The sequence below is a fragment of the Streptomyces antioxidans genome, assembly GCF_000968685.2.
In the GTDB taxonomy this organism is placed as follows: Bacteria; Actinomycetota; Actinomycetes; order Streptomycetales; family Streptomycetaceae; genus Streptomyces; species Streptomyces antioxidans.
This window is the reverse complement of record NZ_LAKD02000133.1, coordinates 21665-33172: the sequence shown is the minus strand read 5'-3', so window position 1 is coordinate 33172 and position 11508 is coordinate 21665. Positions and strand designations below refer to the sequence as shown.

The following is an 11508-nucleotide window of genomic DNA, read 5'->3' as shown; positions in this document are numbered from 1 at the left end:
CCCCCGGACCGGGGCTCCGCCCCGGGGACCCCGAATGGGGCTCCGCCCCGGCCCCCGCTCCGGGGCTTCGCCCCTGGCCCCCTGGGCCGGGGTGGGTCTCTCGGGCATCGGGTCGGGGGTTCGCCCCTGGACCCCGGACCGGAGGTTTGCTCAAGGTTCCGGCTCCGGGGCTCCCGCTTCCAGGTCCCGGGCCGGGGTTCCGCCGCAGGTTCCGATCGGGGTCCCCTTCTCGCTGTGTCGATCGGCTCCGCCGCCGCGTGGTGGGGTTCTGCCTCGGGGTCCAGGGGCGGAGCCCCTGGTAGTGGGAAGGGGCGGGGAGGGGAAGACCCACGGGACACCCACCCGCAGCCGGGCGCCCCGGCGATGCCCCGCGGCGCGGCCGCGGTCCCTACGGCGTGGCGCCCAGCATGCGTTTGAGCAGGTCGCGCAGCACCGTCCGCTCCTCCTCCGTAAGCTCCGCCAGCGGTTCGCGCGCGAAGTCGAGTGAGCCCCGGAGCCGCTGGGAGGTCTCGCGGCCCGCCTCCGTGGCGGCGGCCAGCTTGACCCGGCGGTCGGCCGGGTCGAGGCGGCGCTCGGCGAGGCCGCGCGACTCCAGGCGGTCCACGATCCCGGTGACGTTGGACGGCTCGCACTTCAGCTGCTGGGCCAGCCGTCGCATCGGCGTCGGACCGCCGGTCAGCAGGCCCAGCACCCGGGCCTGTGCCCCGGTCAGGGAGTGCTTGGCCGCCGCCTCCTCGTATTCCTCGTAGTAGCGGGCCACGATGGTGCCGATGAGCTCGACGACTTCGAGGGTCAGCGGGTCGATGGGGGACGTCATGCCATCAGGGTACCCATTTACTTGACAACATGAAATATCCAGCAGCATGATTGTTTCATCTGCTGAAACGTAGGAGAGGCCCCTTCCATGTCCGTCATCCCCACCACCGGCCGTGAATGGCACCTGGTCGCCCGCCCCCAGGGGTGGCCCAAGCCGGAGGACTTCGCGCTGCGCGAGACCCCGGTGTCCGAGCCGGGCCCCGGGCGGGCGCTGGTGCGCAATCTCTACATGTCGGTGGACCCGTACATGCGCGGGCGCATGAACGACGTGAAGTCGTACGCGCCGCCGTACGAACTGGACCAGCCGATGGGAGGCGGCGCGGTCGGCAAGGTCGTCGCCTCCAACGCGGAGGGCATCTCCGTCGGCGACCACGTCCTGCACTTCGGCGGCTGGCGTGAGTACGCGACGGTGGACGCCAAGAGCGCCGTCAAGGTCGACCCCGAGATCGCCCCGCTCCCCGCCTACCTCGGGGTGCTCGGCATGCCCGGCCTCACCGCCTACTCGGGGTTGCTTGAGGTCGCCTCCTTCAAGGAGGGCGACGCGGTCTTCGTCTCGGGCGCGGCGGGCGCGGTCGGCAGTGAGGTCGGCCAGATCGCCAAGCTCAAGGGCGCCTCGCGGGTGATCGGCAGCGCCGGTTCGGATGAGAAGGTCCGGGTGCTGCTCGACGAGTACGGCTTCGACGCGGCGTTCAACTACAAGGACGGCCCGGTCGCCGAGCAGCTGAAGGCGGCCGCGCCGGACGGGATCGACGTCTACTTCGACAACGTCGGCGGTGAACACCTTGAGGCCGCCATCAGCCGCCTCAAGGTGCACGGCCGGATCACCGTCTGCGGCATGATCTCGCAGTACAACGCCACCGAGCCGACCCCCGCCCCGCGCAACCTCGCGATGGTCATCGGCAAGCGGCTGCGGATCCAGGGCATGCTGGTCGGGGACCACCAGCACCTTCAGGAGCAGTTCTTCCAGGAGGTCGGCGGCTGGATCCGCGAGGGCAAGCTGCACTACCGCGAGACGGTCATCAAGGGTGTGGAGAACGCGGTGGACGCCTTCCTCGGGATGCTCCGGGGGGAGAACACCGGCAAGATGATCGTCGCCGTCGAGGACTGAGTCTGCGAGGACTGAGCTTTGGAGGACTGAGTCTTGGAGGACTGAGTCTTCGAAGGGCCGACGGTTCGACCGCCCCTGCCACCCCGTGTGGCAGGGGCGGTCCCGGCTCATCGCACACGAGGTCACGGGGTCACGGATCACCGGGTGATGGGTCGGGGGCGGGCGGGTACCCGGGGAGCCGAAAGAGCTCGGAGCGACGGAGGAAAGGTGGCCCCATGTCCACGACGGCCGGTCCGGAACAGCCTCGGTCCGCCTCGCAGGTGCTGGTGGCGGTGAGCGGAATCTCGCGGGACGACGCCGAAACCGTCTTCGGCGTGCTGCGCACGGCGTACGCGTCCGACCAGGCGACCGCGGATCTTCCGCAGGACGCGGGGGAGGGGCGGCCCACGGTGTGGACGTCCGTCTTCGAGGTCGCCGACCCACGCGCGGAGCCGCGCCCGGCCTCCCTGACGGCCCCCGTCACCGCCGACCTCCAGGGCGGTCCCCTCCAGGTGCGGCAGATGGCGGACGTCCTGGCCCGCGCCTTCGAGGTGCGCGAGCGGGGCGCGGTGGCGGGCGACCAGGAGCGGGAGCTCCGGCTGAGGCTGTCCAACAGCGGCATCCGCCCGTCGTAGCGAGCGGCGAGGTGCCTGGGGGGCCGGGGCAACGACGACGGCGGGATCGCCGGAAGCCCTCGCGCCGGTGGTCCGGAACGCTTCGGCCGATCCACGGCGGGCCGCGCCATTGACGTACGCCGTGGCGAGATCTTACGGTCACGTCCGAAGAAACGAGCGCTGGTCGATATATCGAATAGCCGCCGAAGAGATGGGCCGTCATGCCGCAGACCGCTACCGCCCGGTTCACCCTCGACCCCGCCTTCGCCGTCGGCGACGTCAACCCCCGCCTCTTCGGCTCGTTCGTCGAACACCTCGGACGCTGCGTCTACACCGGCATCCACGAGCCCGGCCACCCGGCCGCCGACGGGGCCGGGCTGCGTACCGATGTCCTCGCGCTGACAAGGGAGTTGGGGGTCACCGTCATCCGGTATCCGGGCGGCAACTTCGTCTCCGGCCACAAGTGGGAGGACGGCGTCGGGCCGGTCGAGGAGCGGCCGCGGCGGCTCGATCCGGCCTGGCGTTCCACCGAGTCCAACCGGTTCGGGCTCTCCGAGTACATCGACTTCGTCCGTAAGGTCGACGCCGAGCCCATGATGGCGCTCAACCTCGGCACCCGCGGCGTGGCCGAGGCCCTTGAGCTGCAGGAGTACGCCAACCACCCGTCCGGCACCGCCCTCGCCGACCTCCGGATCGGCCACGGCGACAAGGATCCGTACGGCATCGGGCTCTGGTGCCTGGGCAATGAGATGGACGGCCCCTGGCAGACCGGCCACAAGACGGCCGAGGAGTACGGACGGCTCGCCGCCGAGACCGCCCGCGCGATGCGGCAGCTCGACCCGGATGTGGAGCTGGTGGCGTGCGGCAGCTCCAACCAGGCGATGCCGACGTTCGCCACCTGGGAGGCGACGGTCCTCCACGAGACCTACGACCTGGTGGACCACATCTCCCTGCACGCCTATTACGAGGAGCGCGACGGCGACCGCGGCTCCTTCCTCGCCTCGGCCGTGGACATGGAGTCCTTCATCGAGAACGTCGTCGCCACCTGCGATCACATCGGCGCCCGGCTGAAGTCGAAGAAGAGGATCAACCTCTCCTTCGACGAGTGGAACGTCTGGTACCAGACCCACCACCACAACGCCGAGCCGCCCGACTGGGAGGAGGCCCCCCGCCTCCTGGAGGACAGCTACTCCGTCACCGACGCCGTCGTGGTCGGCTCGCTGCTGATCGCCCTGCTCCGCCACGCCGACCGCGTCACCGTCGCCTGCCTCGCCCAACTGGTCAATGTCATTGCCCCGATCATGACCGAACCGGGCGGCCCCGCCTGGCGGCAGACCACCTTCTACCCCTTCGCGCAGGCCTCGGCCCACGGGCGCGGGCGGGTGCTGCGGGTCGACGTCGACGGCCCGGCGTACGAGACCGCACGCTACGGCGAGGTGCCGCTGCTGCACGCCACCGCCGTCCTCGACGAGTCCACCGGCGCGGTGACGGTCTTCGCGGTCAACCGCGACCAGCACCGCCCCCTCCCGCTGGAGATCGCCCTGCACGCCCTCCCCGTGACCCGCGTGGCCGAGCACACCGTCCTCGCCGACGCCGACCCCGGGGCCCGCAACACCCTCACCGACCCCGAGCGCGTCACCCCGCACCCCGGCCGGGGCGCCGAGCTCGCGGACGGCGCCCTGCGCACCACGCTCGAGCCGATGTCCTGGAACGTGATACGCCTGGCCTGAGGCGGAGCCCAGGCACCGGGGGCGCGAACGGCTTCCGGGAAGGCCCGCCCGGGCCAGTAGGCTTCGGCCCATGCGTGATCTTGCGAGTGGCTTCGGCTATCTGATGAAGGGGCAACGCTGGGTAGCCCGGCAGGGGAGATGGTGGGGGTTCGGGATGATTCCCGCCCTGATCACCCTCGTCGGCTACGCGGCGGCCCTCGTCGCCCTCTTCTTCTGGACCGATGACGTCATCGCCTGGGCCACGCCCTTCGCCGACGACTGGTCCTCGCCCTGGCTCGGCGTCTTCCGCGGCGCGCTCTCGATCCTCTTCGCCGCCATCTGCCTCTTCCTCGCCATCATCACGTTCACGGCGGTCACGCTCCTGGTCGGCCAGCCCTTCTACGAGTCGCTTTCCGAAGCGGTCGACCGCTCCGAGGGCGGCGCGGTGCCCGAGTCGGGCCTGTCCACCTGGGCGGAGGTGTGGATAGGAGTGCGCGAGGCCATCGCGCTGCTCATCCGTGTCGCCCTCTGGGGCGTGCTCTTCTTCGCGCTCGGCTTCGTACCGGGGGTCGGCCAGACCGTGATCCCCGTCCTGGCCTTCTGCGTGACCGCCTTCTTCCTCACCGAGGAGCTGACGTCGATCGCCCTGCTCCGCCGCGGGGTCCTGCTGAAGGAGCGCCGCCGCATGCTGCGCTCCCGCCGCCTCCTCTCCCTCGGCTTCGGCCTCCCCCTCTCGCTGCTCTTCCTCCTCCCCCTGGTCGCGGTCTTCCTGATGCCGGGCGCGGTCGCGGGCGCGACGCTGCTGGTACGCGATCTGACGGGCGAGGACGAGGACGAGCCCGAGGCTCCGCGGGGCGAGACGGCGGCGGGCGCCTTCAACGGCGCCGACGGCGCCGACGACACGTAACGACGGGCCGTCAGATGCCGTAGCGGCTATCCCGTGGTCCTGGGCTCGGGCCACCAGCGGGCCCGCTCCACCGGGGTCGCGGGCGAGCCGGTGATCCTCGGGACGACATCGGTCACCGCGGACACATCGCCGTTCGCGATGGCCTGGTACCACGAGATCCAGCTCTCGATCTGCACCCCGCTGACACCCTGCCGCCACCGGCGCGCGAACGCCTCCTCAACGCTCTCGGGGACATAGCGGTAGGGCCGACCGGTGGCCGTGGCGATCCGGGAGACCATCTCCTGGAGGGTGATCGCCTCGGGTCCGGTGACCTCCAGGGTGGCCCCGTCGTGCTCGGACCCGGACCCCTCGTCGAGGGCCACGGCCGTGATCACATCGGCGATGTCGTCATGGGTGACGAAGGCGGCACGGCCGCTTCCGCCGGGCCCGCTCACCACAAGGTCCTCGTCGGCGAGGGCGGCGGGCGTCGAGGCGTAGATGCCCGCCCGGAAGATCGTGTGGCGGACCCCGGACCCCGCCAGGAACCGCTCGGTCAGCCAGTGGTCGCGTGCGTTGCGGTAGGTGGCGGTGGGCGCGGCCCCGATGAGGGACACATACAGCACCCGCTCCACCCCGACCGCCCTCCCGGCCTCGACCGCGGTGGCGTGCTCCTCCAGCCGCCGCCCCCGGGGCCGCCCCGAGACCAGTACCAGGGTCGACGCCCCCGCGAGCGCGGTGCGCATCGCGGAGGCGTCGGCGTATTCGGCCGGGCCCCGCCGCTGGGCCCCGGGCAGCTCGGGGATGCGGTCGGGGTCGCGGCCGACGAGCAGTTGGGGGACGCCGCGCTCGGCGAGCCTGGCCGCGATCCGACTGCCCAATGCTCCGGTGACACCCGTGACCGCCACTGTGGAATGTGCCTGTTCAGACATGGGCCTCCTTCCACCGTCCAACGTACGACATAACTCGTACATTGAAGTGGATCACGGCCCAGCACCTCACGCCGTGGCCGCGACCACGGTGAGGATTGAGCGGACCTGGGCGGTGATCGCCTCGCGGTTGTGGACGAAGTCCGGGTCGGTGACCCGGCCCGTGGCGGGGTCGGTGTTGCCCGGGCCGAACTGCAGGACCGGGGTGTGGAGATGGCCGCCCGGGGCCTTCAGCCCGACCGCGTCGCGCAGCAGGGTGGCGCGGTAGGCGATCTCGTTGGAGAGGTAGTCGCCGCCACCGCCCGCGCGGGCCGTCGAGCCGGGGGTCGGGCCGTCCGGGCGGACCACGGGCGTGGTGCCGCCCGCCGGGATCTCGGTGACCTCGGTGTGGTCGTGGACGGGGACCGGGCCGGTGTCCGCCGCGACGATCCTCTCGTACGGGAGGGTGGTCGTCGTCCACTGCGGCTGGGGCCGCGGGGTCGGCACCCCGGCCGGGACGGGCACCGTCTCGGTACGGGAGACGTTCGCGTTGTCCGGGTAGCCGCCCCGCCAGGCGCCGTTGGTGCGCTCGACGTCGAACCGGCCCACCCGGCCCTGGCTCACCGTCATGAACGCGTCCACCTGCCGCGGCCCCGACCGGAAGGCGGGCAGCAGCGCCCGTTCGACCGTGCCCTCGGCGAAGTCCCCCCAGCGGACGGGGAAGACGGCCGTCTCGACACGGGCCGGGCCGCTGTCCGTACGGATCGTCGTCCCGTCCAGCGCGAGCGCCGCCGCGCCGGAGGGGTTGGAGCGGCGGACATCGTCGTCCAGCTGGAACGGGTCGAAGCCGGTGACCACGATGCGCTTGACGCGCTGACCCGCCGTTTCCGCCGGGAGGTCGATCGAGTCCTCCCCGCGTGAGGCGCGCTCCAACGTGTCGAGGAGCGCGGCGCGGCGGGCGTCGGTGAGCGGGAAGTCCGGCCGCCACTGGCCGAGCGCGCGGGTCATCCCGAGCCGCGCCCAGTACAGCGGCCGGTCGTCGTCCCGGCTGAGGTCCCCGCCCGCTGGCCCGCGGCCCTGTACCCGGTCCACGGCGCGCTTCCACAGCTGCCCGCCCTGGTGTGCGATCACTCGCCCGGCCTCGGCAGGGGATCGCACGCCCGCCAGCGCGCGGGCGAAGTCCGGTGCCACGCCGTCGAATCCGCTGCGCCGCAGGATCTCCTGGGGCGCGGCCTGGTCGAGCCGCTGCTCCTCGACGGTGGGGGTGGCGGTGGTGGTGTCCGGCGTGGCCACGGCGGGGGTGGCGAAGGGCAGGGAGACGGCGGCCACGGTGGCGATGGCGGCCAGGGTGCGTATCGGTCTCATACGAAGTCCTCTCGAAAGGGCGGCGGAAGGGCGGCGGAAGGGTGGCGGCGGTGGGAGAAACGACGAACCTCCCGCCCCGCACGGATGCGGGGCGGGAGGAGGAGACCGGAGGTCAGCGGGTCGAGAACGAGTGGACCGTCGTGGACCGGTACGTCTGCCCCGGCCGCAGCACCGTCGAGGGGAACGACGGCTGGTTCGGCGAGTCGGGGAAGTGCTGGGTCTCCAGGGCGAAGGCGTCACCCTGCCGGTAGACCCGCCCCGATGTGCCCGCGAACGTGCCGGTCAGGAAGTTGCCGGTGTAGAACTGCACACCCGGCTCGGTCGTGGCGATCCGCATCACCCGCCCGGACTCCGGCTCGGTCACCGTCAGGAAGTGCTCCGGACGGCTGGTGATGCCCTTGTCCAGTACGAAGTTGTGGTCGATGCCCTGCCCGTAGAGCACCTGCTGGTGCGCCTCCCGGATGTCCCGGCCGATCTCCTTGGCGCGGCGGAAGTCGAACGGGGTCCCGGCCACCCGGGCGAGCTCGCCGGTGGGGATGAGGGTCTTGTCGACCGGGGTGTAGCGGCTGGCGGCGATCTCCAGACGGTGGTCGTAGACGGAGCCGCTGCCCTCCCCGGCCAGGTTGTAGTACGTGTGGTTGGTGAGGTTCAGGACCGTCGCCTTGTCGGTCGTGGCCTCGTAGTCGATGCGGAAGTCGCCCGCCGCCGTGAGGGTGTAGTCCACGCGCACGGTGAGCGTGCCGGGGTAGCCCATCTCGCCGTCGGGGCTCACCCGGCGGAGGGTGAGCCCCACGTCCGCGCCCTTGCGGAACGGCTCCACGGACCAGACGTGCTTGTCGAAGCCCTTGTCGCCGCCGTGCAGGCTGTTCGGCCCGTCGTTGATCGGCAGTTGGTACGTCTTGCCCTCCAGCGTGAAGGCGCCGCGGGCGATGCGGTTGCCGTAGCGGCCGATGAGGGCGCCGAAGTACGGGCTGTCCGCCACATAGGAGTCCAGGTCGTCGAAGCCGAGCGACACATTGGCGCGGCGGCCGTGGCGGTCGGGGATCTCCAGGGCCTGCACGATGCCGCCATAGCTGAGCACACGCAGCCGGGTGCGGCCGTTCTCGATCGTCCAGCGGTCGACCCGTGTGCCGTCCGCGAGCGTGCCGAAGTGCTCCTTCACCGCGCCTCCCTTGCCCGCGGAGTTCCCTCCGCCGTTCGCGTGGGCGGTCCCGGCCGTGGCGGCCGAGGCCGCCAGTCCGGCCGCCGCCGCCGTGATCACCGTGCGTCTGCTCGTGGTCATATGTGGCTCCATAAGGCTAGATCCGTGGGGGACAGCTGATGGGTTACGACCCGACCTTGCGCTTGTTCCAGACATCGAAGCCGACCGCGGCCAGCAGCACCAGACCCTTGATCACCTGCTGGTAGTCGGTACCGATGCCGACCAGCGACATACCGTTGTTGAGCACGCCGAGCACCAGACCACCGATGATCGCGCCGAGCACCGTGCCCACACCGCCGCTGGCCGAGGCGCCGCCGATGAACGCGGCGGCGATGGCCTCGAGCTCGAAGTTGAGGCCCGCACTGGGGGTGGCGGAGCCCAGCCGGGCGGCGAAGACCAGACCGGCGAGGGCGGCCAGCACACCCATGTTGACGAAGACCATGAAGGTGACGCGCTTGTCCCGTACCCCCGACAGCTTGGCCGCGGGCTGGTTGCCGCCGAGGGCGTACACATGCCGCCCCACCACGGTGTTCCGCATCACAAAGCTGAACAGGACGAAGAGCACGGCCAGGATCAGCAGCCCGTACGGCGCCCCGTGCCAACTGGAGAGCGTCATGGTGAACGCCATCACCGCGGCCACGATCGCGGCGCACTTGACGAAGAACAGCCCCAGCGGCACCACGTCCAGCTCATAGGCGGTCCGCTGCTGCCGGGCGCGCCACTCCTGCCAGACGGCGGCGGCGCAGACGACGAGGCCGATCACCATCGTGGGGTTGTGGTACTGGGTGTACGGGCCCATCTCCGGGATGAAGCCGGTGCTCATCTTCTCGAAGCCGTCGGGGAACGGCGACAGCGACTGACCGTCCAGCAGGATCTGGGTGCCGCCGCGGAAGGCCAGCATTCCGGCCAGGGTGACGATGAAGGACGGAATGCCTATGTACGCGATCCAGAAGCCCTGCCAGGCCCCGGCCACCGCGCCGAGCAGCAGACAGAGGACGACCGCGAGGCCCCACGGCAGATCGTGTTTGATCATCATGACGCCGGCGGCGGCGCCGATGAAGGCGACCAGTGAGCCGACCGACAGATCGATGTGCCCCGCGATGATCACGATCATCATGCCGATCGCGAGGATGAGGATATAGCCGTTCTGCTGCACCAGGTTGGTGACGTTCAGCGGCCGCAGCAGGATGTCGTCCGACCAGATCTGGAAGATGACGATGATCAGGGCGAGCGCGACCAGCATGCCGTACTGCCGCATGTTGGACCGCAGTCCCTGCAGCAGCAGCGTCCCGACGCTGGGCGGGCCATCGGCCGGCGACGGGGCCGGGCTCTCGGTCTTCTGGGTGGCCGTGCTCATCCTTCGTCTCCTCTGTCCCTCGTCATATGGCGCATCAGAACTTCCTGCGTCGCCTCGGCCCGGGGAACCTCCCCGGTCAGCCGCCCGGCCGCCATCGTGTAGATCCGGTCGCACATCCCCAGCAGCTCGCCCAGCTCGGAGGAGATGAAGATGACGGCCTTGCCCTGCGCCGCCAGATCGTTGATGACCGTGTAGATCTCGTACTTGGCCCCGACGTCGATGCCGCGGGTGGGCTCGTCGAGGATGAGCACTTCGGGACCCGCGAAGATCCACTTGCTGAGGACGACCTTCTGCTGGTTGCCGCCGCTGAGCCGGCCGACCCGCTCGAAGACCGTGGGGGCCTTGATGTTCATGGTGGTGCGGAACCGCTCGGCGACCCGTGACTCCTCGTGCTCGTTGACCACACCGCGGCGCGCCACCTTGGCCAGCGAGGAGAGCGAGACATTGCGGCTGATGGTGTCCTCGAGGTTCAGCCCGAAAGTCTTGCGGTCCTCGGTGACATACGCGATGCCGTGGTCGATCGCCTCCGGCACGGTGCGGGTACGGACCTCCTGGCCGTCCCGGAACACCCGGCCGCCCGCATAGCGCCCGTACGCCCGCCCGAAGACGCTCATGGCGAGCTCGGTGCGGCCGGCGCCCATCAGCCCGGCGATGCCGACGATCTCCCCGCGCCGTACGTTCAGCGAGACCCCGTCCACCACCTTGCGCTGCTGGTCGATGGGGTGGTGGACGGTCCAGTCCTGGACCGCCAGGGCCACCTCCGAGGCGTCCTCGCCCTCGTACGGGGTGCGGTCCGGGAAGCGGTGGTCGAGGTCGCGGCCGACCATGCCGCGGATGATGCGGTCCTCGGAGACCTCGGGGTCGGCATCGGGGGTCTCCCGGACGGTCAGCGTCTCGATGCTCTGGCCGTCGCGCAGAATGGTGACGGAGTCGGCGACCCGGCGGATCTCATTGAGCTTGTGCGAGATCAGGATGCAGGAAATGCCCTGCGCCTTGAATTCCAGCAGCAGATCGAGGAGCTTTCCGCTGTCCTCGTCGTTGAGCGCCGCGGTCGGCTCGTCCAGGATGAGCAGCTTCACCTCCTTGGAGAGCGCCTTGGCGATTTCCACCAACTGCTGCTTGCCCACACCGATATCGGTCACGCGGGTCTGCGGCGAATCCGTCAGACCGACCCGCTTGAGCAGCGCGGTGGCGTGTCTGAGGGTTTCGTTCCAGCTGATCAGGCCGCGCCGGGAGTGCTCATTGCCGAGGAAGATGTTCTCGGCGATGGACAGATAGGGGACCAGCGCCAGTTCCTGGTGGATGATGACGATGCCGCGCTGCTCGCTCGCGCGGATGTCCTTGAAGGCGCACTCCTCGCCGTCGAAGAGGATCTGGCCCTCGTAACTGCCGTGCGGATGGACCCCGCTGACCACCTTCATCAGGGTGGACTTTCCCGCGCCGTTCTCCCCGCACAGGGCGTGGATCTCGCCCTGGCGGACGCGGAGATTGACATCGGAGAGCGCCTTGACACCGGGGAACGTCTTGGTGATGGCGCGCAATTCGAGAATGGTGCTCATGGCCCGGTA

General features: G+C 70.5%; 10 protein-coding genes. 4 read left to right on the top strand and 6 right to left on the bottom strand.

Features of this window, described 5'->3' with window-relative positions:
* Positions 1–388: 388 nt before the first annotated feature.
* Positions 389–817 (bottom strand): MarR family winged helix-turn-helix transcriptional regulator, encoded by a 429-nt coding sequence (locus tag VT50_RS35895; RefSeq protein ID WP_046087659.1) that lies wholly within the window; start codon positions 815–817, stop codon positions 389–391.
* 87 nt (positions 818–904) lie between these two features.
* On the opposite strand from VT50_RS35895, the gene VT50_RS35890 reads away from it, so the two are divergent.
* The 4 genes from VT50_RS35890 to VT50_RS35875 all read left to right on the top strand — a co-directional run bounded on the left by VT50_RS35890 (position 905) and on the right by VT50_RS35875 (position 5133).
* A complete protein-coding gene (locus tag VT50_RS35890; RefSeq protein ID WP_046087658.1) occupies positions 905–1924 on the top strand; it encodes an NADP-dependent oxidoreductase in 1020 nt (339 codons plus the stop codon).
* A gap of 215 nt (positions 1925–2139) precedes the next feature.
* Positions 2140–2538 (top strand): hypothetical protein, encoded by a 399-nt coding sequence (locus tag VT50_RS35885; protein WP_046087657.1) that lies wholly within the window; start codon positions 2140–2142, stop codon positions 2536–2538.
* A gap of 200 nt (positions 2539–2738) precedes the next feature.
* Positions 2739–4247 carry an arabinosylfuranosidase ArfA gene (gene arfA, locus VT50_RS35880; protein ID WP_046087656.1) on the top strand — a complete coding sequence of 503 codons (1509 nt, stop codon included), beginning with the start codon at positions 2739–2741 and terminating at the stop codon, positions 4245–4247.
* 70 nt (positions 4248–4317) lie between these two features.
* Positions 4318–5133, top strand: coding sequence for an EI24 domain-containing protein (locus tag VT50_RS35875; RefSeq protein WP_046087655.1), 816 nt, complete (start codon positions 4318–4320; stop codon positions 5131–5133).
* 26 nt (positions 5134–5159) lie between these two features.
* Here VT50_RS35875 and VT50_RS35870 read toward each other — a convergent pair whose 3' ends face one another.
* The 5 genes from VT50_RS35870 to mmsA form a co-directional block, all read right to left on the bottom strand.
* Positions 5160–6041, bottom strand: coding sequence for an NAD(P)H-binding protein (locus tag VT50_RS35870; protein ID WP_046087654.1), 882 nt, complete (start codon positions 6039–6041; stop codon positions 5160–5162).
* 66 nt (positions 6042–6107) lie between these two features.
* Positions 6108–7382 carry a pyroglutamyl-peptidase I gene (locus VT50_RS35865; protein ID WP_046087653.1) on the bottom strand — a complete coding sequence of 425 codons (1275 nt, stop codon included), beginning with the start codon at positions 7380–7382 and terminating at the stop codon, positions 6108–6110.
* A 112-nt stretch (positions 7383–7494) separates the two neighbouring features.
* On the bottom strand, positions 7495–8664 hold the full coding sequence (locus tag VT50_RS35860) for an aldose epimerase family protein (protein WP_206269543.1): 1170 nt from the start codon (positions 8662–8664) through the stop codon (positions 7495–7497).
* 43 nt (positions 8665–8707) lie between these two features.
* Positions 8708–9940, bottom strand: a complete 1233-nt coding sequence (gene mmsB / locus VT50_RS35855; RefSeq protein WP_046087651.1) for a multiple monosaccharide ABC transporter permease — start codon at positions 9938–9940, stop codon at positions 8708–8710.
* Positions 9937–11499 (bottom strand): multiple monosaccharide ABC transporter ATP-binding protein, encoded by a 1563-nt coding sequence (gene mmsA, locus VT50_RS35850; protein WP_046087650.1) that lies wholly within the window; start codon positions 11497–11499, stop codon positions 9937–9939. Before mmsA ends, mmsB begins: the two co-directional genes overlap by 4 nt.
* Between the last annotated feature and the right edge of the window lie 9 nt (positions 11500–11508).